Here is a 21,174-nt window from a genome sequence, read left to right as displayed (position 1 = left end):
CACGCTATTTTTAGCTTGTCGTAGCTATGGCAAAAGAGAAATTCGGAGTCGCTGTTGACGAGGAAATTGTGCGAGAAGTGGACGAACTGGTCGCTGAGTGTGACGATCTCGGAGCCAGCCGCTCCGAGATCGTCGAGGCCATCCTCACAGCGTTCGTTCAATCTGAGTCAAACCACGCTGAGCGAGTGAGAGAGATCATAATTCGGAAACGAAAGGGCACTCTCTAAGCATCTCAACATACCGTGCACCAAGTGCACGACTTTCTAAGCTAGTAACTCTCTATAACAGTCAGAAACTCTATCATAGTGTGTGAAGACTTCTATGACACCCTCTAAGTGTTGTAACAGAGGATATCGACAATGGATGCGGATCCGGAATCAATCAGCTATCTATCGGCTGCTGATATCCGTGACATCCACGAGTTGATCGTGGAGTCAAATGCGGAGACAACCGCTGGTGTCGCCTCGCCAGGCGATATTGAACACACGGTTGAACATATTCAGGAAGGCCATTTCGGCCAGGTTCCCGAGTCGCTTCACGAAAAGGCATTTCAGCTGTTGCGGCTCACTGCGGCGAATCATCCATTCGTCGATGGCAACAAGCGAACGGCTCTCATGTCGACCCGAATTTTCTACGCGCTGAATGGCCGCCGCTTTGACTACGATCGGGAGGTCAAAGAGATCCTGAAGGCGCTCGCGACAGATGAGGGCAGTGTCGATGAGGACGATGTGACCGAGTATCTACAAGCGCACACAGAGCCGCTGGCGCCGGAATACGGGGCGACCATCAACCTGTGGCTGGCACGAATTGAAGGCACAGACCAGCTACCGGCGGACCACGACACAGTCGATCAGGGATCCAACGAACCGAACGATTATGACGACGACCCCCCTAGTGAAGAGTAACGATGGCCGCTGAAAGTGACCACCCCGAGATTCCCGATGAGATGACCCCTGAAGAGGCACGGCAGTATCTCATCCGGTTCCTCGGCCGCCAAGACCTTGACGAGCACGAGGGAATATACGACGAACTCGCGACTGAGTAGTACAATCTCTTAGCTGGGGGTTCTACCAAGTACGCCGGCCGGTCGAGCGATATCGGTATTCCAGCAATCGGCTCTACCGCTGTCGGGAACTGCTGTAGTCAGTCTTCTGTTCGCGAGCGGCTTCTCAGTGCCGCCCGTGACCGGACTGGGGACGAGCAGGGAGCATCGGAGCGTCAGGAGCAGCCCCCGCCACGGCTATTTGTCCGGTGTACGAAGGCGAACATCAGGTGGGACTAGCGTCTTGTCCGTTCGTTTGATCTGAAACCCCCTTCAGAACGAAATGGAGGCCTGCTGCGTAGACGACCATCGGGACAGCCACGATGAGAGCTGTACCGACGATGCCTCCGTCGAAGGTTTCCGCTCCTACGAACAGTACAAATGCGAGTACTGGAACGAGGAGCAGACCACCAATTCGTACGACTCGTTTCTCGGTTTCTGTTTGCATGAATTATTGTTGGAACCACTCAATCTTAAGCTTTTACTACCAGTGTGGGGGTTATCCAGGCTCTAGCAGTTCGAACAATCTCCGTGATCGCTGTCTCCTTCCCACGGCCCATCGCCGTGGAACGCCTGTTCAAGCCAGGAGGTGGCACTATCGACTTGCCTCCCCCAAAGCTCGAATAAAATTCGCCTCGAGTCCAGAGTTGGTAGCCAACTCAAAGAGCAGACGTATCTCTGGATTCGCGGCTGGGATCCAGAAGCGTACCCGGGACCGTACGGCTACCCAGCGTATCTAGCAGAGGTTGAGCCGCTCGTAGTTGGACTTGCGTATGAAGCGTGGCCCAAGCACGAGCGGAGCAGCTCGGAACCACTGTTCGACACCGAACCGACTCCTGATCCACCCGCTGTTGTAACTCACCGCCGCCGAGAGGAGCGTGAATCCGGCGAACAGCCACCCGAGCGTGTCCGGATTGAAGCTGAAGTCCACACTGATCGGCTGGACGAAGAAGTTGATCGCGCCGGCGACACCGTACAAGACGCCGGTGTAGAGGATGAACGACCGGAGCGGTCGCTTCGGAAGTTGTTCTTTGATCGCCGGCAGTGCGTCGAGCAGCCGGAACGACTTCCCTCATCGTCCGTGATGTCAGTCTCCGGGAAACTCAACACGAGGGGAATTCCGATCAGGTAGGCGACACCCTCCATGATCCACGGGTACGCGAGGTTGATATTTCCGACGTATCCACCCACTACCGCCGCGAGCGCCGTCATGACGTATCCGAGCGCGTTCGCTTGACCCTTGACGTGGGTGAACCGCTACTCGGTAAGTCGTTCCCCGAGTGCGTCGTAGAACCATGCCGTGTCGGTCCCGGAGCGGAAGGTCTGTGCGACCGCGAGGCCGACGTACACCGTGACGAATAATGGGAACGAGTGCGAGAAGGCGAATCCGATAGACGCGACTGCCGAGACAACGATACTCACGAGGATGCTGTTTCGCCGACCGATCCGATCACCGATGTACCCGGTCGGAACCTCGAAGGCGATCAGTGCGAGCGAGAACGCACCGTCAAGGAACCCGACCTGTGAGAAGTCGATCCCACGGGATGTAAGGAACACGACCCACACGGCCACTGAGAAGTGTGCCGAACGAGCCATCGAGTATCCGTAGTACTTCAGGATAAACGATTCCGGGAGCCGTGACCGGAGATTCATACCACGGACTTTGTCTTCTTATACGTGTAGATCATTCGTCTTTAGCTAAGAGCGGAATCGCCTGACTGCAGCGGCTTATCGAGACTATTTTTCGAGAGGAGTGAGGAGGTGACGTCTGTGCACAACGACCCTCCTCATCCCAGATTGTGAATCGCCTCACTACGCTTTTTCCATCGGCGAGGTCGCTCTTTGTTTGATTTCGTACTTTTTCGTGTCGAATATATTTGGATCAACGGGGTTTGGGTCGGTTCAGTTACATGTTCCTGCTATTCCTACCGTATCATTTGCAGATCCGATTTTCTGATATGCCACAGACCCGCTATCTCCGTCATTGAAACCGCCTTCCCATTTTAGTTGTTGATGACGGTTCCCACAGCCAGGACCTACAAAACCAATATACGCATCTGCAGCCTTGATTTTACCAGAGGTTTCACAAGTCCGAACACCACGCTTGGTGAGGCGTTCACCATTTGCTATTTTATGTTGCAAAGCATCCTTTGTGAATTGTTTAATTATAGTGAGATCGCTACGGTCCCGGCCTCGAATAGTCGAGGGAGGATCTTACCGATTAACCAACACGGATCGAAGAATTCCATTGCTTAATAGTCGTCTCAATATGGTCTTTTCATCCAGCCCGGTCAGCGAAACTATCGTTCAGTACGGTTCAAGTGTAGCGAGTCATCCAACCCAGCTATAAATGACAGTGCGGATAACTCCATCCACCGAGGTTGTGGCATTCAGGATATGCGGACGGTCGTCTTGGATGATTTCCGCGAACACGTACTCGAGGAGATGTTAATGCACCGGGCCACACTGTAGCTTTGACTGTCACCTTCCAGTCCAGCTTTCTTATCACAACTTTGATGTGGGAAGTTAGAGTAATAGAACGTATGAGCCGCGTTGTTCAGTTGATTCGCGAGCAGATCGATTTCGATTCGCGGCTCCGGAATCCCGTCCAATGGTTACTCTGGCTTTCAACGGCATTCCTAGTGGTTGTCGTCGTGTTCGGTTGGCGGCCACCTGAAGTGCTTGAGCCACTCTTTCTGGCAAGTGTATTCCTTCCTGGTCTCGGGGCGGTCATTCTACTGCTGTTGTATATGGCTATGGGACCACTCGGTCCAGAGTAACCAGGACCACCATACAAAACCGCAAGAGAAGGAATTCAGTCAGCGAGACATCCAACGATAGCTGGTTATACGGAGGAGGTTATTCCCAGCGTTCTCTACTCTCCTCGGTACTCATATGGGTGACTGACAGGGGCGGATTTTCCGCCATGTATACCTTTTCGTCGGTGGTGGTTTGTGCTTGGAGTTCTCCGTCTTGATGAGTTATTTCCGACCGAAGAACCTTCTTGATGCCGAACTCTTCTTTTTCTTCGGTGCTCATCTCTTCGGGGTTCCGCGTGCCGTTCCAGGCTGTTCTTGGCTCGACACCGAAACTTCGTCTTCTTGGAACTGCATATCCCACTCAGCGTAGTGAGGAACTCTGGATCGTGCCCGCTGACGTCCACTAGTAAGAATGTCCCCCATCACCAACTGGCGACGCGAGAGCCGCTCGCCGACGCTCGCCTATCGAGACACCGAGACCGGTGCCCGAGCCGTCCTGCATCGAGCCCCGGACCCGTCCCGGTACAAATGGCGTGGAGCAATCATCGCCGACGGCTACCCGGTGTGGTCGCGGGGGTACGAGACGAAGGACGCGACGGCGTTCCGTGACGAGCCCCGGGAGCGTCCCGCTCCAGACCTTAGCTGTCCGAAGTGTCCGAACGTCGACGTTCGCGTCGGCGAGAAGGCGGCAGACGGGGCGAAAGTCCAGCGGTGGTATGACTGCCCCGATTGTGGGTACGAAGCTCCCTCACGCATCGTCTACGGTACCGAACGGTGAGTGAGTAAGCGCTGGGCGATGTTTGTCGGCCGGGCATGAGGTGGTGGCCCGGCACGACCGGGTTAGTCAACCAATGAGTCTCGAAGTACGTGACCGACACAGTGAGGCACTGTTCGAGTTCCTCTGGTGTCCCGTCTGCGGGCAGGAGGTCTTCACTCACATCCCCTTCGAGGGGGTGTTCTGCAAGAACTGCAATACCCAGGTCGAACTCCAAGAGTCCCGAGAGACACGCGGCTACGAGGAGGCCGTGCTCGCCTGCTTCGATACCGACACGACCTGGAACCTCCACGTTGATGAAAAACTGCGCCGCGACCTGCCTGATGGGTCGGCGCGCGTGAAGGTCTTCGGCGCACCGGGCACCTACAAGGTCGACTGGTGGAGTCCAGCACCTGGGGAGGACTGGGAACCGGTCGAACGTAATGAATTCGAAGATATAGAGGAAACAGATGAGGTATCACATCTCGCGTAGCGAATTGCAATCCCGCAACGACTGCGTGGTGTTGTTCCTGCGCCGGCGAGTATCGATGTCGACACGGAGTCAACTCCGATTCGTCCAACGAGTCGAACAGATTGGTGAGACAGATGGCAGCGCCGACCGCGTCGCGCAGGTGTACCGGCATTCGGATGGCTACCCGGGGAGCGTTCTCCGGGACCTCACACAGCTGAAAGCGCTTCTCGATGCGACCCGTGCCGAGCGCGGACCGGGGTACACAGCGGCGACGTTCATGTTCCTCGACAAGCTCTCGACGGTCGACCTCTATCTGGATGGCGACCCAGAGCGAACGATCGACGCGGCTCAGCCAGCGGATCTCCTTAAGCCGGCTAACATGGAGCACCTCGATCAGCCGCTGTTCCTGCTGGGCCACGGTGTCGAGGATCCAAATGACGGCATTCACGGCGACGAGGAGTATCTCTACGTCGTGGAACTCCCGACGGAGAACCCGTTCGACGAGCCGACAGAGTGGACAGTCAAAGTGAGCGGTCGCTCTGCATTCCCCCGCTGGGACGGCCCGACCGACGAGGCTTTCGAACGGGCAAACTGGCAATTCCACGGGTCGCTCGAGGCCGCGCTCACAGAATTGGTCCGGGGCGAAGCGGTCGTCAAGTAAAATCCCAAATCATATTTATATAATTAGGATTTAAAAGGACACACATGATTACGAAGGCCGGACTCGCCGTGCTTGACGCGCTGAGTACCGGCCGTGATGCGACACCGGAGGAACTCGCGGCTCAAACCGAGTATTCACGAGAACATCTGTACGATGTACTCGATGAGTTGCTCGCAGCGGGATTACTCGCAGAAACCCGTGGTCCCAGCAATCAGCGTCGAGTCCGCATCGCGGAACACCCCGTCACCGAAGCGTATCGCACGCTTCAGTCGGAGTTCAGCCACGTAGACTGGACGGAACTGCTCTCCCCAGCCACACTCCGCGTGTGTTGGTATCTCGATAGACCACGACACATCGCTGATATCGCAGATCGGCTCGGAATCACCCGACAAGGTGTCCATAGCGCGTTATCGCCGCTCAAGCACCGGGCCTTACTCTCCAGATGCGATCCGAAGTACGCCCTCCGGGACGAGGTCTCGCCGCTGTTGGCGTTCGCTCGGGCCGCCGTAGAACACAAACATCGAGCCCGAGTCCGGGAAGTCGCCCCCAGCGCCACGATCGCGTGGTGTGATCCAAAGCGAGCACTCGTTCGCGTGCAGACCGGTGAGGATACGGACGCACTCCAAGCAGCGCCGGACTGGGAGATGACCGGATTGGGCCGGTTTGCAGAGTATGGTCTACAGTTTTTCCTCGCCGGCGAGCCTCCGTTCTGGTATGCTCCAGACGAAGGCCTAACGCCTGCTGAAGTCGTGTGCCATACGCTCCTTCTCGATAGCGGGTCCCGGCGCGTCAGTTATTCGATGCTGCTGATCGAGGCGGAGGATGTCGATCAGGAGACACTCGTCGAGACCGCACAGTGGTACGACCTGGGACCTACTGTGGACGCGTTGTATCGACCACTTCAGGGAGACTTCGACAGGACAGATGATCTGCCCGTCATCCTCCCGAAGAAGGGGGAATATATGGCGCTCAAAGAGCAGTACGGAGTGTCGTAACAGCTGCGTCCACAGCAGGCAGAGGTTGCTCAGGTTAGATGATGCCGCCAATCACGAGAACGCCGAGGACGATTAACAGGGTCGCGACCACACTCCCTCCGGCCAGTAGCTTGTTCTCCATCGCTCTCTCGTGGAGGGGCATCGCCGCGTACTCCTCGCGGAACGCCTTGAGGTTCTGTTCGTCGTAGAAGTACTTCGTCTTCAACGCAAATCGCTCGGTGACCGCACACCCCGTACACACCGGCTCGCCTTTCAGCCGCTCCGTTTTGATGTGGCTGGAGCAGGCGATTGCCCCGCAGTTCGGACAATACGTGTACGGCTCGTCGACGCCGCTCGTGTCACAGTGGACGCACCGATGGATGCCGTCCTCGGCGGTCACTCTGGACGGACCCGCTGCGTAGTACTCGTAAGGATAGGTATACTCCTGAAGGTCGGTGGTGTGCCGAACCTCGGGGAGGTACACCGGCTCAATCGATTGCACCGAGATGTCTGAAAGATTCGGCTCACACGTCTTGTTGTAGGTGACGTTGTTGTCGCCGGTGTAGGTCACCGTCGTCGTGTGGTGCTGCTGGAGGCGCTCGACGGCCCACTCCTTGTACTCCGTTTGGGTCTGCCCGAACCGGCGCTCCTCGACGTCGTCGAACACCTCCGCGAACTGCTCCACATCGAGGTCGACCGTCGCGTGGAGGTTCTCGGTGACCAGCGTCCCGACGTCTTCGTCGACGACCTGGGGCTGCCCGCGCTCGGCGTGGACGACGAATCGGGTCCGGTCGTTGATCCGGTGGATGACCCCTACTGACGTCTCGAAGACAGCGTTCGTGTCCGCGGTGACCGCGACCACCGGGCGGAACGTCACCGCAGAATGTGGTTCCGCAAGGTCGGCGGCTTCGATGTTCTCGATGTCGCGAAACGCCTCCGCGACGGCCGCGTCGACGTCGGCGGCCGGGTCGTACGGGCGGAGCGTCTCGTCGCAGAGGATCTCGATGCGCCCGTTGTAGAGGTCAAGACCGATCTCGTCGGCGATCTCCCGGAGGTCCTCGCCGTCGAGTAACTCGATTGGATGCGGATCGTCGTTTTGCTGGAGGCGGTCGGCGTACTCCTGAGCCGGGTTCGTGAACCGGCCGGTCGTGACGACCATGCCGCGTTTTGGGCCGTCGAAGTCGAACGTCGCGATCGCTGAATGGAGCTTCTGGATGACCGGCCGCCCGACGGTTCCCGTGTGCTTGCACTCGACGACGATCGCCCGCCGTGTTCCGTCGACGACTTCCTCCATCAAGACGTCCCGGCCCTCGTCAGCTGTCCGCTTGGCCTGCCGGACGTTCTCGTAGCCGAGGTTCCGGAACACGTCCTCCATCACGTCCTCGAACTCGAACCCCGAGAGGTCGTCCAGTACAGCCATCCGAATCTAATTGGACTGTATCTTGCTAGAACCAAATACGTTGCCGACTTCGGCGGCGAAAGCGGATGCGGCGGCCGCAGATGTTGTTTTACGTCCCGCGAGGGGTGCGGGGGTGACAACTCCCGCGACGAACCGATGAACGGGAACGCACGACGCCCCACGTCGAACGCAATCCAGGCCGAAGCGCTTGCTAACCGTCACAATGACCCCATCGAATACGTCGGCTTTCGCGTCGACGGCCAAGCTGTCGTTCTAAATCTCTCCGAACACCAGCGGCTCACTCCCGATCGGAGTCTCGATGTGGTCACCCACCAGAGTACTCAACCGAAGCTACTTACGTGATACGAGCGTATCACAGCATATGAGCACCGACAGTGACGCGGGCGGCGACGGCGAAATGGAGAAAATCAACGTCCGGGTGCCGCAGTCGCTGCTGGCACAAGTCGACGACGTCTGGGAGGAGCGTGGCTACGCGACCAAGTCCGAGTTCATTCGCGATGCCCTCCGGGATGCGGTCAATCCCCCCACGCAGCTGTCCGAGGAAGCGCTCAAGCACCTGGCAGAGAGCCGCGAACAGCGAGACCAGGGCGAGACGGTGTCCCAAGACGACGTGAAGGACCGCCTGGGCATCGATGACTAAGGCCGAGTGGACATCAAAAGCACTCGATTTGCTGGACGGACTCGACACCGAAGCCCAAGAGCGACTGGTCAAGAAACTCGACGAGGCGAAAGACTGGACCTCTCACCGCCTCGAAAAGCTCACCGGCTACCCGTACTACAAGCTCCGCGCAGGCGACTACCGAGCAATCATCACGTGGGACCGAGACGAGGATATCATTATTGTCGAGGCGGTCGGGCATCGCCGGAATATCTACGATCGCCACCTCCCGCCGTAACCAATTCTACCTACTGAACTGCTCCGGTCGGTGACGAATCCGATCTGAGATTCACGTACGATTCCGGTCGGTAGTGTTTATTGCCCCCCGAGAAGGGTGCGGGGGGTCCCACTCCCCATCACCGACTTATGACCGATTCAGAGTACCCCTGGCGTGCCGAATCGCTCCTCTACGAACTCTACTGGGAACAGGAGTTGAGTACGAAGTCGAGAGTTTATAACGGATTACGGGGGAACCGCGGAGGGAGGTGACGAAGCCGTGACAGAGCATATTTGTGACTACTGTGGCGAGTCATTTGCAACCGCCAACGAACTGGGCGGCCACGTAACAGCCGTTCATCGCCGCGACCAGCTCGTAACGGACGCGGATGTGATTCTCGACGATATTCAGCGTGTCGCAGACAAATTAGGAAAATCGCCGACAGCAAAGGAGATGAGCGAGCACGTAGAATACTCCTAGCGCGTCTGCCAGAACAAATTCGGGAGCTGGAACGAGGCGCTTCGTGAGGCTGGCTACGCTCCAAATCGGAAATTCCGACTTACCGATCAGGACCTATTGGATGAGATTGACCGCCTTGCGGAGCAGCTCGGTCGTCCGCCATCAAGCGGGGAGCACGTATGAATCTGCTTCCGAGAAGTATCAGCACCCGAAGGAGAGAGAAGAGAGAACCGTCAGCTTTCGGCGGCCGGGGCCGCAGTCTCGGACTGTTCATACTTGGTTTCGAACTCCTGGATGAGCTGGCCCATCTTCGCGTACCAGTCGTTGAGCAGGCGCTGCATATCGTCGGCTATCTTCGAGGGATCCGTCGGCGAGTAGACATGGTAGTAGCCGCCCTGGTCGTAGTTGATCTGGTCTTTCTCGATGAAACCGGTCTGGAGCAGGCGCTGGACGGCGCGGTAGGCCGTCGACCGTTCACGATCAACCGCATCGGCGATTTCGTCGACGGTCAGCGGTTCTTCGGCCTCGACGAGCGCCGGGAAGCACTCCTTATCGAGCTCTTTCAGGCCGTGGAAGCACTCCAACAGCCCCTCGCACTCCATGTCACTGCGGAGTTGTTCAGACATTGAATCTGGCATTAGTATCGCCGAGTCGTAGGGACTGTGCAATTATAAGATTTTTGTATGGATTGCACAATTTTGTGCTATAGTGGGCTGAGAACCGATGATGGGACTCCGCGGTAGAGAGTTACGTCGCCGAAAGGCGGCACCAGAAGCCAGTGTTGTCGGCGCGAAGCTGGCACACCGCAGCCAACAGGATCGCACCACTCACAACGACGGTCGCGCCGAAGATGAGCACGATACTCACAGTGTTGAGTACGCCGATGTCTAAGGCGGTGCCGACGCGTTTGGCGGCGACAGCGACTCTACCTACGAGTAGTATCGTCGCGAAGTACCCCTTGATGTCGTCCTCGTCGACGAGGTTCGAGACGCCCGCGCCGATGCGCGCACCGAGCGCGCTGCCGGCGAGCAACGTCGCCACGACGGGAATCGCGACGAATCTATCCCGGGCGTAGACGAACGCGCCGAACGCCCCCGAAATCGTAATCTGGCGGATATCCGTCCCGACGGCGATGACAGCCGGCACGCCCATTCCGTACATCATCGCGGGCATCAGCAGGAAGCCGCCGCCGACGCCGAGGAGCCCGGAAAGGACACCGACGACTAGCCCGATACCGAAGATGATACTCGCGGACACGCGGACATCACCGCGGAGCGTCACCTCGGCAGGATCTCCAGCTCCTTTACGCGGTCTGAGAGGTCGACGCTCGTTGAGGACGTCCCCGTAGCGCGGGCGTCACGTAGCATGAGTACGCCAACTGTTGCGAGCAGGCCGACGTACGCGACGCTGATGACGAGGTCGGCGTTCCCTGCCGCATGGAGCGCGTCGACGACGCGCTTGCCGATCTCGATGCCGAGCGTCGTCGCGACGGTCATGATGACTGCGAGTTTGTAGTCGACGTGGCCGTGCTCGCGGTGTCGGAGCGCGCCGATGACGCTCGTGCCGAACACGAACGTGAGCCCGCTACCAACGGCGACCCGCGACGGGTACCCCATCACGAGAAGGGTGGGCGTGACAAGGAACGACCCACCCATTCCGAAGAAACCGAAGAGGATGCCAATGAGCAGTCCGAATCCGACGAGCAGCAGACGCATCCCGAGCAGTTCCACAGCTCACTCACCTCCGAGGGCTCGCTTCACGTTCGGACCGAGCGCGTTCGTAACGACGCCGTAGCCGACGTGGAGAACCATCGCTTCGAGCAACACAGCACCGATCAGTCCGGCCGCTTGTACGGTCGGCGGGAGCGACAGCGCGTCGATCATTACCACGTTCCACCCACTCGAGACGGATTTGTGTGAATTATGCTTTTCTGCACGTGCACTCGTAACCGACGTCGTATGTTAGCGGTTTTGGATATACTACACAATGCTACTTCTGATAGTATTTCATGACTTATTCATAGGACACAAATAAGCAAACAGAAAAGTGAGGTCCCGGGGGAAATCGTAGATACCGTCGAAAGAGAGGGAGAGAGTTTTCGGCAGCGAGGATGTGCGCTAACTGCTCGAATCGCTCCGTTCCTACAAAGAGATCGAACTCCTCTCGAAAACATCAATTTCGGAGACACAGATTCCGCATAGTATGCTGGCGCCAGCGAGCCCACTGCTCGAGGACATCATTGACCGGCAGTTAGCGCCCTCCAGTTCGTCCTCGAAAGCGGATACTACGAACAGCCCCGGAAGACGTCGCTCCGCGACTTCGCCGGACAGACGCCCGTCGCTCGCTCGACGTACGAAGAACTCCTCTGGAAGGCAGAGAACAAGCTGCTCACGAACGCAGGTCAGTTTCTGCGGCTGGTCACCGTGACCTCGACGACCGACCCACTGAGCATCGAGAACGGTCGACGAACCGAACAGGCCGCCGACTAACGCTATTGTCCGGTGCTACAACAACAGCGCGCCAGCGGCATACGCGAGCGCGAACGAGAGGATGAACGACCCTGCCCACGCCCCGACTGTCAGGAGAATCTTTCTGACATTCACTGCTTCCCGACCCCCGACAGCGGCGCCACTCCCGATGATGCCGCTGACGACGATCTCGTTGAACGAGACCGGAACGCCAAGCAGCACTGCCAGCTGTGCGATCAGGAACGATGGCACGAGCGCCGAGATGGAGCGCCGCGGCCCCAGCGATGAATAGTCCTGTGCAAGCGACTTGATCATCCGTGGAGATTCCGTCCACGAACCGACGAGCATTCCGAGACCGCCGCCGACGAGCACGGTGAATGTCGAGACCATCCCGACCTCGTCGAGCAACGGCAGTAATGGTCCAATGGCGAGCCCGACCTGACTGCCGCCTGCGGAGAACGCCACGAGCGACCCGAGAGCGAGTAGCACGCGCCGCAGGCTGCCGGTTTCGTCGCGACTAATGTCCCACCAGACGACCGCCGCGACGGCCAGCGCCCCGAGGCCAGTAATCCCGGCCGCTGACGTGACCCCATCGACTGCCAGCACCTGCTGTCCGAGCCCGCGGACGGTTCCCGCCGTGCTTCTCTCGGCAAGAAAGCTGAACTGAATGTTCACGAGGACGGCGCCGATGAGCCCGGCGAGCGCCGGGACGCTGTACCGTTCGGGGATGTCGGGGCGCGGGAGGAGACTCGCGATGGTGAACGCGATACCACCGCCGACGAACGGCGTTAACACCCAGACGGCGACAATCTGGCGGTACTTTGGCCAGACGGGCGAGCCACCCATGGCGAGGCCGACACCGATGACGGCGCCGGTCACAGTGAACGCGGTCGCGATCGGATAGCCGGTTGTGATGCCGACCACCATCAGGCCGGCGCCCAACACGAGCACGAGGATGACGCCGGCGATTGGCAGGCTGATGCCGCCGACAAGGCCGCTTCCGATTGCTTCCGAGACGTTGCTGCCTTGGGTGACGGCACCGGCGAAGCCGAAAACACCGACGAGCAGCGCGGCCCGCATCGTCGCGATAGCGTTCGCGCCGACGGCAGGCGCATATGGCGTTGCCCCACTCGAGCCGGCGCCGATGACCCACGCCATGAACAGGCTGGCGAGCGCTGCACCGACGAAGAGGGCAATGAGAGCGGAGTCCATAAACAGTGAGTTAGTCTGCGCCCGTCGCAGCAGCGTCACGCGCCTGGCTGCGGCTCCGCCAGAAGCCCTGGGCGTACGCGCCGAGGAACATCCCGGCGAGCGCCCATAGGATGGTGATGTTCCCGATGCCGAGGCTTGCGTACGCCGCACCCGGACAGATGCCGGAGAGCCCCCAGCCGACGCCAAAGATGGCGCCGCCAACGAGGACTTTCCGGTCGAACGACTTCAGGCGGCGCTCGAAGCTATCGCCGGTCAGCGGCGCACGGCCCAAAAGCCGCGGCGCGACGAAGAACGTCACGCCCGTCACGGCGGCGCCGCCGAACATCACGAACACCAGTCCGAAGTCCTCGAACCGGAGGAAGTTCAAGACGACTTCCGGCCGGGCCATCTGACTATACGCTAGCCCGAACCCGAAGATGAGGCCGCCGACGAGAACCAACGGCATGAACGCGGGATGCCGGTTACTCATCAGGGGCTCACCCCCAGTGCGGCGACTACTTGTGCGGTCACAATGGCGACGGTGAGGAACGTGAGGACGCCTGCGATGGACGTCTTCGACGCCGAGCCGACACCACAGACGCCATGGCCGGACGTACAGCCCTTTCCGACGCGCGTGCCGATACCGACGAAGATGCCGCCGACGAGCAGTCGCCACGGCTGGACGTTGGTTGTCCACGCGCCGCCCTGGTAGACGACGGCGTACACGACCGCGCCGAGGACGATGCCGAATGTGAACACGAGCCGCCAGTCCCGGGAGGCGACGTACTGCTGGAAGCGGGACTGGTCGGAGACGTACGACAGCGTCGACTCCAGAAACGTGCTTGCGCCGGCGCTGATGCCGGTGCCGAGGTAGATGACAGTGACACCGAGGCCGACGAGCAGTCCGCCGATAGCGTAGCGGCTAATGCCGTTTGGGAACAGCTCGGCGGCAACCTGTAGTGGAAGTGGATCGATCACCATCGGCGTCGTTAGTCACCCGCGAGGGAGTCCTGGCTGGCGGCGCAGTTGTTCGGCCCGAGCTCTAGTGTGAACGCTTCCTCGTCGTCGACGGCGTTCTGGCCGAGGTTCGTCGCGATGATGTCCTCGTAGTTGGCCGGCCGCGGCGGCATGTCCGAGAGGATCAGGTCGACGAACTCGTCCTCGTCCATTGTGAGCGCGTCCATCTCGTCGACAAGCTCGCCGATCGGTGCAGTGTAGGTACCGTCCGCTGCGGGCCCGGCGGCATCACTGAAGTGCGCGCCACCGACGAGCGTGTCGTCAGGCAGGGAGAAGACGCGCTCTTGGAGGGACTCGTAGAGCATGCGCGTGGCGTCGGGAGCGCCGTCGTCGCCCTCTTCAAGATCGGGGCGGGCGACGCTCTCGATGAACAGCCCGTCGCCGGTCGCGAGCAGGCTGTCGCCGACGAGGTACGAGGTCATCCCGGTCGTGTGGCCGGGCGTGGAGACGGTCTCGATCGTCGCATCGCCGATCGAGAAGCTGCCGCCGTCGGCCGCGGTCGTCAACTCGTCAGCGTACGTGACGCCGCGGTCGACGGCGGCCTCGGGGATGACGCCCTCGACGCCTTCATCGTCGAGGTCGCGCACGCCCGAGATGTGGTCAGCGTGGATGTGCGTGTCGAGTGCGTACTGCAGGTCGACACCGAGGTCGCCGGCGTCGTCGAGGTATCGGTCGGTGAACGCGCGCAGCGGGTCGATGATCGCCGCCTCACCGTCGTCGTACAGCAGGTAGCCGAGACAGCCCGAGGAGGGCCGCTGGTACTGGATGAGAGTGCCGGCGCCGTCGTAGCGCTCGACCTCGACGGCCTCGTAGATGCGTGCCCACCCGTTCATCCCGTCCTCGAGGTGATTCACGTCGTAGCCACGCTCGGCGAGCGTGCCCGCGACGAACTCGCTGGCGCCGCCCTTCGCGCACAGGACGGTCACTTCGCGGTCGTCGGGAACCCGGTCGAGGACGTCCTCGTCGATGTCGTCCTCGAGGAACTCGAAGTACGGGATGTTGATTGACGTGACGTTCTCACCGTCGATGCGCCACTCCTCGTGGTCCGACTGCATACGCGCGTCGAGGAGCGTGACGTCCTCGCCGGCATCGATACGGTCTTTCAGCATGTCCGGATCGACGGATTCCACGTCGACATCCGGAGTCGGGAAGTCGTCAGCGTTCATGTTGTGTAGTCGTTCCTACTGGGTAGACGTACAAAAGCATTCCCATAGTAATTCCATATCTAAGCAATACTGGCATGCTTTGATCTAGCTCTGATGGCCTTATTTTGCCTATGTCTGGAGTTTGGGGCCCTTATAACGCGATGCCTGGTCGGAGAGTAATTTGTAGTCTTCACAAGAACCAACAATCTTTTACTTGGGTAGGGAGTATTGTTCGACAACTCCAATACAGACAAACGGAGCAGATAACCAATGAGTGCTGAATTCGACACTACGGAGACTCTCGACGTGAAGAGTGCATCGTGTCCAATGCCGGTTGTGAAAACGAAGTCCGCCATCGACGAACTCGCCGAAGGTGAGATCCTCGAAGTGCTGGCAACCGATTCGGGGAGCATGAGCGACATCGACGGCTGGGCGTCCGGCACCGAGGGCGTCGAACTCGTCGACCAGGAGGAAGCCGACGACGTGTACAAACACTACGTCCGCAAGACGGAGTAACGATGAGTACGGACACACCCGACGCCTCGGCCGACGACGCGCCTTCGCGTGCGGAACTGGCCGCACGCGTGGACGAACTCGAGGACGCACTCACCGAGGCAGCTGACGAGGACGACAGCAAGAAAATGAGCATCATCGCGACGAAGGGGACGCTCGACATGGCGTACCCACCGCTTATCCTCGCCAGCACCGCGGCCGCGTTCGGCTACGACGTGACCGTCTTCCACACGTTCTGGGGGCTGGACATCCTCCACGAGGAGCGTTCGAAGGACCTCAAACTCAGCTCCGTCGGTAACCCCAACATGCCCGTGCCGAACGCCGTCGCCGCACTCCCGGGTATGGACCGTGTGACAACGAAGATGATGGAGAAGAAGATCGCGGACAACGACACCGCCACGATTGAGGAGCTGCTGGAGACGAGCTTGGAGATGGGCGTAGAGTTCCAGGCTTGTCAGATGACCATCGACCTGATGGACTACGATGAGGACGACTTCTACGATGGTGTCACCACAGGCGTCGGCGCGGCGACCGCACTCCAAGACATGGCCAACGCCGACATCCAACTCCTCGTCTAAACCCAGTGAATAACATCGAGAATCCGATTTCCCAGATTGTCGACGCCGTCGCGGAGGCGGAAGGCATCAAGCCGACCACACTCGACCCGCCGCTAGCCGAGGTCGTCGATCCGGATGCAGTAGAACGGTTGGTCGAGGACTCGACGCCGTCCTGACCTCGAAGTACGATTCGCGTATCGTGGCCACGACGTCGTCGTCGACGAGAGCGGTAGCGTACAGGTCGACTGAAGCAGACAGAATTCCTCTCTAATAGCGGTATTCCACCGACGGTCACTCCAACAATGCCGGCCGTTTTCAACGAGTAGACTCTGAGAGATTATCGTAGCGGGAGAAGCGGTAAATCGTCGCTGCGTCAGGCTCACTCCGATTCGAGAGCGTCCAGCAGCTGCCTGACCTCAGCATGAGTGTTAACCACGTGGACTGATGCGCGGACGGCATCCGGCGTTGGTAACGCCCGAACGACGATCCCCTCCGACGCGAGTCGGTCCACCGTCGCTTCGGGGTCGGCCACATCGATGGTTACGAGCCCCCGACTCGGGCATTGCCGGGCTGAGGAGGCGGTCGTCAGGGACGCCATTGGCCAGCTGGCCGGCTAATTTCTGGATCCGGACAGCGATACGATCGACTCCAACTTCGTCGATCGCCTCGATGGCTTCCGCCAAGGCGACGTGTGGCACTGGGTTCGCCGAGCCGATCTCGAATCGGCGGGCACCGGCTGCGAACTCGTAGGGATCTGCAGTCTGCGTTTCGACGCTTCAGTACCCAACTCTGGTCGGCAGCAGTGAGTCTGCGGCCTGGCGGTCGATATAGAGGAAGCCGCCACCCCACAGCCCGAACAGCCACTCGTGTCCGGCCGCCGCGACTGCGTCCGCCTCCCACCCACCGACATCCATCGGAAGCTGTCCCGGCACCTGGACAGCGTCGACGAGCGCGAACGCGCCAGCCTCGTGAGCGATGTCGACGAGATCGGCGACGGGCAACTGGGTGCCATGCGTCCACGTCACTGCGCTGAAACAGGCCAGCCGCGCGTCGGCGACGGCCTCGGCGAAGGCGTCGAGGTCGACGCGGGCCGGGACCCCTACTACGTGCTCGGCGCGTGCAGCCCGGAAGTCGCTGACCGTGCGCTCGATGCAACGGATAATAAACTCGGAGCTCTCATGGCCTGCAACGTCGTTATCTGGGAGGAGCAACCGGGCAAACAGGTCGTCTATCACGTCTCCATTATGCACATCGCCCGCCTCGTTGGGATAGCCCTTGACAACGAGGAGATGGCGGACATTGTCGCCGATACCGGCGAACTCGTCGGTGAGGCGTTCGCAAACCTCTAATATGGGGTATCATACGTTTGATGCCGATCGCGCCGACAAACTCGAGGATGCACAGCAACGGTACCGGTTTCTCTCAGCGGAAGAGTTACTCTGGGCATTGTCACCGGATGGCGACGAGACCGTAGCGGACTTCGGCGGCGGCACCGGGTTCTACACCGACGATGTCGCACCGGCTGTCGACAACGTGTACGCCGTCGACATCCAGGAAGCGATGCACGATTACTACCAGGAGAAAGGCGTCCCCGAGAACGTCGAACTCGTGACGAGTGGCGTCGATGATCTCCCGTTCGATACGAACAGCCTCGACGCTGCGTTCTCGACGATGACGTACCATGAGTTCGCTGGGGAAGAGGCGCTGGCCGAGATCACTCGCGTGCTAGCGGACGCCGGTCGATTGATTATCGTCGATTGGGCGGCAACGGGGAGTGGAGACCACGGGCCTCCACTTGATGAACGATTCAGTGGTGCGGAAACGGCGAACGACCTCCGCGAAGCTGGATTTCACATTGAGCATACTGCCGTCCGGCCAGAGACCTTCCTTCTTACCGGCGAGCTCAGATAGGAGACTACTCCCGTTTTCGAAAGACTCCTCGTACGAACGGCCGGGGCACAAATAGAAAATACCCGCCTCTTGGAGGGCCAGTGATTACTCTCATTTGTGTAGAAATAAGGCTTAAATACGGGATGTCAGTGATTAGAGCACATCTTGAACGCTGCAAAGTACCGAATAGCCCACTCTCACCAGGTCGGATCAATCCTTAACCAACAACCTGGCTCGCTGAACTGATTTGTTGGTTAACGCAGACAGTCATAGTTCCACCGCCGTCACGGGAGATCTTCTGTGACGTCGACGAGCTCCTCCTCGGTTTGCCAGTGATACAGCTATCCCTCCCGGTCGACCACGAGGTTCAGCCGCCGAATCGGCTCAGGCGTAGTTCCCCAGCACGTAGTACGAGAATTTCCCTCGCCCGGACGACGCGTAACCCTTACAGAATTAGCTCCGTCCCAGTACTCGATCACCATTCGGTTTCGTACTTACCCGCCAGCTCCTGGAACTCCGACCACGCCGGGAGCCGGTCGTCGTCGACCTTGCCGTGGGCAACAACCACGACAGTGTCGACGATGCGGTCGACCAACTGCAGGTCGTGGGTCGACAGCAGCACGGCGGCGCCGCTGTCGGCAGTCAGGCGCTCGACGACTGTGCCGAGGTAGCGACTCATCCCGGGGTCGAGACCGCTGGCAGGGTCATCGAGTACGCGCACTGGCGGGTCGCCGAGCATCGTCTGTGCGACGCCAAGCAACCGACGCATCCCGCCGGAGAGCGCGTTGGTCCGGCGGTCGGTAACGGCTGAGAGAGCCACGCGCCCAAGAACCCGCTCGACGCCGACGCGCCCCGGCACCAATGACCCGTAGAGCTCGACAGTCTCCGCTACTGTGAGCTCGCTGCGGAACGCGGTCTGTTGGGCGTGTCATCACGACAATGCCCGCCTCACTGTTGCGGACCGTGTTGTTGACAACGAGCGTGTCGCTGGTGTACATCTCGTGGACGCCGTACCTGAGGTTCTGTGCGTGGTTGCCTCGAATCACAGTCTCAGCGGCGTAGTGCGTGTAGACGGCGTCACGGCCGCCGCAAGCCCTCGACGACTACCTGCGAGTACATCGGCAGCACGCCCATGAAGCCGGCAGTCCCGTTCGTGCCGTGGACGTCGACGTCCCGGACGACGGTATCGGGGCTATCGAGCGCGACAATACCGTTCGCAGGTGTGTGGACGGTGACGTTCTCGACGCGCGATCGGTTCGCGTCCCGCAGGCGGACGCCGGCATCCCCGTAGCCGTACGTGAGCCGGATGCGTTCGTCCCACATCGACCCGTCGTCCGCTGCTATCTCGCCGGCAGTTGCGTCGCCCACGCCCACTATGCGGAGGTTGGTGACGGCCACGTCCGGCGACTGGGCGGTGAGAACGGAGCCGTTCCCGCCGGCCTCAAGGACTGTGTCGGTGCCGGCTCCGGTGAGCGTAACCGGCTTCGAGATGTCGAGGGTGGCGGCGTATCGGCCTGATAGGAGTCGCATGGTCGTGATCGCGGGGGCTGCCTCGACAGCGCCGGCCAGCGAGGGCGCGTCGTCGCCGAGAACGACACCCGCGGGCCGCCGAGCGCCGGACGCTCGCTCAACTGTCGACGCGACTGGCGCCGGGTCCGTTCTGACAACTGCCGAGACCGGCCTGTCTAGGGTTGCTCGTGCCTGCTGCACTGTCTCGTTAGCCCACCACTGGCGTTTCAGTCCACGAGCGTGTCGTCGACGAGCCGTGTGAAGCGGTCGACCAGCCGATCCGGGAGCGACGGCGTCACCTCGCCTAGCAGTTGGCGGGTCTCCACTGGTCGCGTCAGCGTGATGTGGCTCCGTCCCTTCTGGTCGTAGGTCTTCTCGACGATGTCGGAGTCGACGAGCGTCGACACATGCCAAGAGATAGTGCTTCGGGCGACGTCCAACTCGTCTGCCAGGCCTGCCGCAGATGGCTCGGGGTCCTCAAGAGCAGCGACAATGATACTCCGGACCGTCTCGCGCCGGAGCAACGCGATGGTGCGTTGCTCCCAGGGCTCGTAGCCCGGTGGGAAGTAGTGCGTCCGCCCGCGGACCTCCTGGGTGTCGAGGCTGCCTGCGTCCAGGAGGTTACGGAGGTGGTACTGGGCCTGTCCCGTCGCGATGTCGAGGTTCCGCGCGAGTTCGTTGAAGTGGACACCCGGGTTTGATTCGACGTGCCGGTCGACCGCCTGTCGCACGTCCCTCATACATCGCGTGCTAGTTCCGTCGGGCACAAATGCGCATATTCGGTTCCCGGGCAGTGAGAATCCACAGCTCACTCCACTGGCGACGGCGGATCACCGCTGTAGAGCGCGTATAGTATCAGCGTTGCGACAAGGAAGTCCGACCCGTGTTCGACGAGGTGGTGGACGGGCATCGGGACGAGGCCAAGGACGGTCCCGAACCCCATGATGGACCGAGCCAAGAGCAGTCCGAGTGCGCTCGCAACCAACAGGTACACCTTCGACCAGCGCCGCCGGTACCCGGCTAACCCCATCACGAACAGCGCCGCCGTCCCAAGCGTCGCCAGCCCGAGCACGGCAAGCAGGGCCGCCGCCTCGCCGCCACTCAGCCAGTTGCTGACTGACTGCAACATCAGTACCTCACAAAGCATCGCCGGCTAATCCGACTTGAGCCATCTGTTCTGTTGTGGTGAGTCGTCGATCACGGTTGAGCAACGCTGATCGAAGGCGGAGCTGTCGCTGTCGGCGGCGCTCAGCCGCCGACGCGACAGCGTTGCCACTTGCGGAGACGCCGTACTCGGTGGGTGACTACCGGTGGAACCGGTCGTCTGGTGGCCGGTTCGCGGGGACGGCCCGACGCACCGCGAGGGCCGTCCACGCTGCCCGTCGAACCATATTCACGAACTCCTTGTACGGCCACCACCAGAGGCGACGCCCGCCTCGGCGCGGCGTCGCCACGTATTCGTAGTGCA

At 60.3% G+C, this 21,174-nt stretch carries 28 protein-coding genes and 7 pseudogenes; 16 read left to right on the top strand and 19 right to left on the bottom strand.

Annotation, left to right across the window (positions count from 1 at the left end; translation table 11 throughout):
* The first annotated feature begins 359 nt into the window (after positions 1-359).
* Both APQ99_RS11665 and APQ99_RS12690 read left to right on the top strand, forming a co-directional pair.
* Complete coding sequence (locus tag APQ99_RS11665) at positions 360-905, top strand: type II toxin-antitoxin system death-on-curing family toxin (RefSeq protein WP_136361219.1); 546 nt, start codon at positions 360-362, stop codon at positions 903-905.
* A 2-nt stretch (positions 906-907) separates the two neighbouring features.
* On the top strand, positions 908-1,045 hold the full coding sequence (locus APQ99_RS12690) for a hypothetical protein (protein ID WP_168731180.1): 138 nt from the start codon (positions 908-910) through the stop codon (positions 1,043-1,045).
* A gap of 223 nt (positions 1,046-1,268) precedes the next feature.
* Here APQ99_RS12690 and APQ99_RS11660 read toward each other — a convergent pair whose 3' ends face one another.
* The 4 genes from APQ99_RS11660 to APQ99_RS11645 form a co-directional block, all read right to left on the bottom strand.
* Positions 1,269-1,490, bottom strand: coding sequence for a hypothetical protein (locus tag APQ99_RS11660; RefSeq protein ID WP_136361220.1), 222 nt, complete (start codon positions 1,488-1,490; stop codon positions 1,269-1,271).
* 288 nt (positions 1,491-1,778) lie between these two features.
* Positions 1,779-2,021 (bottom strand): hypothetical protein, encoded by a 243-nt coding sequence (locus APQ99_RS12685; RefSeq protein WP_168731181.1) that lies wholly within the window; start codon positions 2,019-2,021, stop codon positions 1,779-1,781.
* Between the two features lie 278 nt (positions 2,022-2,299).
* Entirely contained in the window at positions 2,300-2,695 is a 396-nt protein-coding gene (locus APQ99_RS11650) for an MFS transporter (RefSeq protein ID WP_136361222.1), read from the bottom strand.
* Between the two features lie 1,206 nt (positions 2,696-3,901).
* Positions 3,902-4,081 (bottom strand): hypothetical protein, encoded by a 180-nt coding sequence (locus tag APQ99_RS11645; RefSeq protein WP_136361223.1) that lies wholly within the window; start codon positions 4,079-4,081, stop codon positions 3,902-3,904.
* Between the two features lie 132 nt (positions 4,082-4,213).
* Between APQ99_RS11645 and APQ99_RS11640 the strand changes: the two genes are divergently transcribed.
* The 4 genes from APQ99_RS11640 (at position 4,214) to APQ99_RS11625 (ending at position 6,683) form a co-directional block, all read left to right on the top strand.
* Positions 4,214-4,579, top strand: coding sequence for a DUF7568 family protein (locus APQ99_RS11640; RefSeq protein WP_012289723.1), 366 nt, complete (start codon positions 4,214-4,216; stop codon positions 4,577-4,579).
* 73 nt (positions 4,580-4,652) lie between these two features.
* Positions 4,653-5,048: a DUF7567 family protein gene (locus APQ99_RS11635; protein ID WP_049892769.1), complete on the top strand. Its 396-nt coding sequence runs from the start codon at positions 4,653-4,655 to the stop codon at positions 5,046-5,048.
* A 55-nt stretch (positions 5,049-5,103) separates the two neighbouring features.
* Positions 5,104-5,688, top strand: a complete 585-nt coding sequence (locus tag APQ99_RS11630) for a hypothetical protein (RefSeq protein ID WP_049892767.1) — start codon at positions 5,104-5,106, stop codon at positions 5,686-5,688.
* 44 nt (positions 5,689-5,732) lie between these two features.
* On the top strand, positions 5,733-6,683 hold the full coding sequence (locus APQ99_RS11625; RefSeq protein ID WP_049892765.1) for a MarR family transcriptional regulator: 951 nt from the start codon (positions 5,733-5,735) through the stop codon (positions 6,681-6,683).
* A 34-nt stretch (positions 6,684-6,717) separates the two neighbouring features.
* Here the strand turns inward: APQ99_RS11625 and APQ99_RS11620 are convergent, their stop codons facing one another.
* Positions 6,718-8,082, bottom strand: a complete 1,365-nt coding sequence (locus tag APQ99_RS11620; RefSeq protein WP_136361224.1) for a restriction endonuclease — start codon at positions 8,080-8,082, stop codon at positions 6,718-6,720.
* A gap of 361 nt (positions 8,083-8,443) precedes the next feature.
* Between APQ99_RS11620 and APQ99_RS11610 the strand changes: the two genes are divergently transcribed.
* From APQ99_RS11610 to APQ99_RS13065, 4 genes and pseudogenes are all read left to right on the top strand, one after another.
* On the top strand, positions 8,444-8,722 hold the full coding sequence (locus APQ99_RS11610) for a ribbon-helix-helix domain-containing protein (RefSeq protein ID WP_012289717.1): 279 nt from the start codon (positions 8,444-8,446) through the stop codon (positions 8,720-8,722).
* Positions 8,715-8,978, top strand: a complete 264-nt coding sequence (locus APQ99_RS11605; protein WP_049892762.1) for a type II toxin-antitoxin system RelE family toxin — start codon at positions 8,715-8,717, stop codon at positions 8,976-8,978. Before APQ99_RS11610 ends, APQ99_RS11605 begins: the two co-directional genes overlap by 8 nt.
* A gap of 258 nt (positions 8,979-9,236) precedes the next feature.
* Positions 9,237-9,437 (top strand): homing endonuclease associated repeat-containing protein, encoded by a 201-nt coding sequence (locus tag APQ99_RS11595; protein WP_158308650.1) that lies wholly within the window; start codon positions 9,237-9,239, stop codon positions 9,435-9,437.
* 90 nt (positions 9,438-9,527) lie between these two features.
* Positions 9,528-9,599, top strand: a pseudogene (locus APQ99_RS13065) (hypothetical protein); the annotation flags it as partial.
* A gap of 50 nt (positions 9,600-9,649) precedes the next feature.
* On the opposite strand, the gene APQ99_RS11590 reads toward APQ99_RS13065, so the two are convergent.
* The 3 genes and pseudogenes from APQ99_RS11590 to APQ99_RS12680 form a co-directional block, all read right to left on the bottom strand.
* The gene (locus APQ99_RS11590; RefSeq protein ID WP_012289716.1) at positions 9,650-10,054 is read right to left on the bottom strand and encodes a helix-turn-helix domain-containing protein; all 405 of its coding nucleotides are present in this window, start codon (positions 10,052-10,054) and stop codon (positions 9,650-9,652) included.
* Positions 10,055-10,163: 109 nt separating this feature from the next.
* A pseudogene (locus APQ99_RS11585) lies at positions 10,164-11,131 on the bottom strand (sulfite exporter TauE/SafE family protein).
* Between the two features lie 18 nt (positions 11,132-11,149).
* The gene (locus APQ99_RS12680) at positions 11,150-11,299 is read right to left on the bottom strand and encodes a DUF7512 family protein (protein WP_168731182.1); all 150 of its coding nucleotides are present in this window, start codon (positions 11,297-11,299) and stop codon (positions 11,150-11,152) included.
* A gap of 238 nt (positions 11,300-11,537) precedes the next feature.
* Here APQ99_RS12680 and APQ99_RS13025 point away from each other — a divergent pair.
* Positions 11,538-11,905: pseudogene (locus APQ99_RS13025) on the top strand (helix-turn-helix domain-containing protein); the annotation flags it as partial.
* Between the two features lie 15 nt (positions 11,906-11,920).
* Here the strand turns inward: APQ99_RS13025 and APQ99_RS11575 are convergent.
* The 4 genes from APQ99_RS11575 to APQ99_RS11560 are packed head-to-tail and all read right to left on the bottom strand — an operon-like array spanning position 11,921 to position 15,258.
* On the bottom strand, positions 11,921-13,096 hold the full coding sequence (locus APQ99_RS11575) for an inorganic phosphate transporter (protein WP_136361226.1): 1,176 nt from the start codon (positions 13,094-13,096) through the stop codon (positions 11,921-11,923).
* 10 nt (positions 13,097-13,106) lie between these two features.
* On the bottom strand, positions 13,107-13,565 hold the full coding sequence (locus tag APQ99_RS11570; protein WP_136361227.1) for a YeeE/YedE family protein: 459 nt from the start codon (positions 13,563-13,565) through the stop codon (positions 13,107-13,109).
* Complete coding sequence (locus APQ99_RS11565) at positions 13,565-14,056, bottom strand: YeeE/YedE family protein (RefSeq protein WP_136361228.1); 492 nt, start codon at positions 14,054-14,056, stop codon at positions 13,565-13,567. Before APQ99_RS11565 ends, APQ99_RS11570 begins: the two co-directional genes overlap by 1 nt.
* Before the next feature lie 8 nt (positions 14,057-14,064).
* Positions 14,065-15,258 carry an MBL fold metallo-hydrolase gene (locus tag APQ99_RS11560; protein WP_136361229.1) on the bottom strand — a complete coding sequence of 398 codons (1,194 nt, stop codon included), beginning with the start codon at positions 15,256-15,258 and terminating at the stop codon, positions 14,065-14,067.
* Positions 15,259-15,507: 249 nt separating this feature from the next.
* Here APQ99_RS11560 and APQ99_RS11555 point away from each other — a divergent pair, with 249 nt between their 5' ends.
* Genes APQ99_RS11555 through APQ99_RS12675 form a run of 3 tightly spaced genes read left to right on the top strand, consistent with a single transcriptional unit; the run spans position 15,508 to position 16,483 of the window.
* A complete protein-coding gene (locus APQ99_RS11555) occupies positions 15,508-15,753 on the top strand; it encodes a sulfurtransferase TusA family protein (RefSeq protein WP_136361230.1) in 246 nt (81 codons plus the stop codon).
* Positions 15,754-15,755: 2 nt separating this feature from the next.
* The gene (locus APQ99_RS11550) at positions 15,756-16,328 is read left to right on the top strand and encodes a DsrE/DsrF/DrsH-like family protein (protein WP_136361231.1); all 573 of its coding nucleotides are present in this window, start codon (positions 15,756-15,758) and stop codon (positions 16,326-16,328) included.
* A gap of 5 nt (positions 16,329-16,333) precedes the next feature.
* Positions 16,334-16,483 (top strand): HalOD1 output domain-containing protein, encoded by a 150-nt coding sequence (locus APQ99_RS12675; RefSeq protein WP_168731183.1) that lies wholly within the window; start codon positions 16,334-16,336, stop codon positions 16,481-16,483.
* Positions 16,484-16,686: 203 nt separating this feature from the next.
* Here the strand turns inward: APQ99_RS12675 and APQ99_RS13020 are convergent.
* Positions 16,687-17,395 (bottom strand): annotated as a pseudogene (locus APQ99_RS13020) (aminotransferase class V-fold PLP-dependent enzyme); the annotation flags it as partial.
* Between APQ99_RS13020 and APQ99_RS11540 the strand changes: the two are divergent.
* Together APQ99_RS11540 and APQ99_RS11535 are read left to right on the top strand one after the other, a co-directional pair.
* Positions 17,276-17,656 carry a DUF302 domain-containing protein gene (locus APQ99_RS11540; protein ID WP_229373340.1) on the top strand — a complete coding sequence of 127 codons (381 nt, stop codon included), beginning with the start codon at positions 17,276-17,278 and terminating at the stop codon, positions 17,654-17,656. The pseudogene APQ99_RS13020 and the gene APQ99_RS11540 sit on opposite strands and share 120 nt — an antisense overlap.
* A 1-nt stretch (position 17,657) precedes the next feature.
* On the top strand, positions 17,658-18,218 hold the full coding sequence (locus APQ99_RS11535) for a class I SAM-dependent methyltransferase (protein ID WP_136361232.1): 561 nt from the start codon (positions 17,658-17,660) through the stop codon (positions 18,216-18,218).
* Between the two features lie 454 nt (positions 18,219-18,672).
* Here APQ99_RS11535 and APQ99_RS11530 read toward each other — a convergent pair.
* The 6 genes and pseudogenes from APQ99_RS11530 to APQ99_RS11505 form a co-directional block, all read right to left on the bottom strand.
* Positions 18,673-19,107, bottom strand: a pseudogene (locus APQ99_RS11530) (AAA family ATPase); the annotation flags it as partial.
* Positions 19,108-19,180: 73 nt separating this feature from the next.
* Positions 19,181-19,243 (bottom strand): annotated as a pseudogene (locus tag APQ99_RS13060) (hypothetical protein); the annotation flags it as partial.
* Between the two features lie 31 nt (positions 19,244-19,274).
* Positions 19,275-19,727 (bottom strand): right-handed parallel beta-helix repeat-containing protein, encoded by a 453-nt coding sequence (locus APQ99_RS11520; RefSeq protein ID WP_136361234.1) that lies wholly within the window; start codon positions 19,725-19,727, stop codon positions 19,275-19,277.
* A 206-nt stretch (positions 19,728-19,933) separates the two neighbouring features.
* Complete coding sequence (locus APQ99_RS11515) at positions 19,934-20,446, bottom strand: winged helix-turn-helix transcriptional regulator (RefSeq protein ID WP_136361235.1); 513 nt, start codon at positions 20,444-20,446, stop codon at positions 19,934-19,936.
* Between the two features lie 68 nt (positions 20,447-20,514).
* Positions 20,515-20,835 carry a DUF7471 family protein gene (locus tag APQ99_RS11510; RefSeq protein ID WP_136361236.1) on the bottom strand — a complete coding sequence of 107 codons (321 nt, stop codon included), beginning with the start codon at positions 20,833-20,835 and terminating at the stop codon, positions 20,515-20,517.
* Between the two features lie 175 nt (positions 20,836-21,010).
* Positions 21,011-21,174: pseudogene (locus tag APQ99_RS11505) on the bottom strand (ISH3 family transposase); the annotation flags it as partial.

The organism is Halobacterium salinarum DSM 3754, assembly GCF_008124605.1.
Lineage (GTDB): Archaea > Halobacteriota > Halobacteria > Halobacteriales > Halobacteriaceae > Halobacterium > Halobacterium salinarum.
The sequence above is the reverse complement of the archived record's forward strand: the minus strand, read 5'-3'. Positions and strand labels throughout refer to the sequence as shown.

Coding starts and splice junctions, on each gene's coding strand:
- APQ99_RS11665 (WP_136361219.1), top strand. CDS start 360: ATGGATGCGGATCCGGAATCAATCAGCTATCTATCGGCTGCTGATATC.
- APQ99_RS12690 (WP_168731180.1), top strand. CDS start 908: ATGGCCGCTGAAAGTGACCACCCCGAGATTCCCGATGAGATGACCCCT.
- APQ99_RS11660 (WP_136361220.1), bottom strand. CDS start 1,490: ATGCAAACAGAAACCGAGAAACGAGTCGTACGAATTGGTGGTCTGCTC.
- APQ99_RS11650 (WP_136361222.1), bottom strand. CDS start 2,695: ATGAATCTCCGGTCACGGCTCCCGGAATCGTTTATCCTGAAGTACTAC.
- APQ99_RS11645 (WP_136361223.1), bottom strand. CDS start 4,081: ATGAGCACCGAAGAAAAAGAAGAGTTCGGCATCAAGAAGGTTCTTCGG.
- APQ99_RS11640 (WP_012289723.1), top strand. CDS start 4,214: ATGTCCCCCATCACCAACTGGCGACGCGAGAGCCGCTCGCCGACGCTC.
- APQ99_RS11635 (WP_049892769.1), top strand. CDS start 4,653: ATGAGTCTCGAAGTACGTGACCGACACAGTGAGGCACTGTTCGAGTTC.
- APQ99_RS11630 (WP_049892767.1), top strand. CDS start 5,104: ATGTCGACACGGAGTCAACTCCGATTCGTCCAACGAGTCGAACAGATT.
- APQ99_RS11625 (WP_049892765.1), top strand. CDS start 5,733: ATGATTACGAAGGCCGGACTCGCCGTGCTTGACGCGCTGAGTACCGGC.
- APQ99_RS11620 (WP_136361224.1), bottom strand. CDS start 8,082: ATGGCTGTACTGGACGACCTCTCGGGGTTCGAGTTCGAGGACGTGATG.
- APQ99_RS11610 (WP_012289717.1), top strand. CDS start 8,444: ATGAGCACCGACAGTGACGCGGGCGGCGACGGCGAAATGGAGAAAATC.
- APQ99_RS11605 (WP_049892762.1), top strand. CDS start 8,715: ATGACTAAGGCCGAGTGGACATCAAAAGCACTCGATTTGCTGGACGGA.
- APQ99_RS11590 (WP_012289716.1), bottom strand. CDS start 10,054: ATGCCAGATTCAATGTCTGAACAACTCCGCAGTGACATGGAGTGCGAG.
- APQ99_RS12680 (WP_168731182.1), bottom strand. CDS start 11,299: ATGATCGACGCGCTGTCGCTCCCGCCGACCGTACAAGCGGCCGGACTG.
- APQ99_RS11575 (WP_136361226.1), bottom strand. CDS start 13,096: ATGGACTCCGCTCTCATTGCCCTCTTCGTCGGTGCAGCGCTCGCCAGC.
- APQ99_RS11570 (WP_136361227.1), bottom strand. CDS start 13,565: ATGAGTAACCGGCATCCCGCGTTCATGCCGTTGGTTCTCGTCGGCGGC.
- APQ99_RS11565 (WP_136361228.1), bottom strand. CDS start 14,056: ATGGTGATCGATCCACTTCCACTACAGGTTGCCGCCGAGCTGTTCCCA.
- APQ99_RS11560 (WP_136361229.1), bottom strand. CDS start 15,258: ATGAACGCTGACGACTTCCCGACTCCGGATGTCGACGTGGAATCCGTC.
- APQ99_RS11555 (WP_136361230.1), top strand. CDS start 15,508: ATGAGTGCTGAATTCGACACTACGGAGACTCTCGACGTGAAGAGTGCA.
- APQ99_RS11550 (WP_136361231.1), top strand. CDS start 15,756: ATGAGTACGGACACACCCGACGCCTCGGCCGACGACGCGCCTTCGCGT.
- APQ99_RS11535 (WP_136361232.1), top strand. CDS start 17,658: ATGGGGTATCATACGTTTGATGCCGATCGCGCCGACAAACTCGAGGAT.
- APQ99_RS11520 (WP_136361234.1), bottom strand. CDS start 19,727: ATGCGACTCCTATCAGGCCGATACGCCGCCACCCTCGACATCTCGAAG.
- APQ99_RS11515 (WP_136361235.1), bottom strand. CDS start 20,446: ATGAGGGACGTGCGACAGGCGGTCGACCGGCACGTCGAATCAAACCCG.
- APQ99_RS11510 (WP_136361236.1), bottom strand. CDS start 20,835: ATGTTGCAGTCAGTCAGCAACTGGCTGAGTGGCGGCGAGGCGGCGGCC.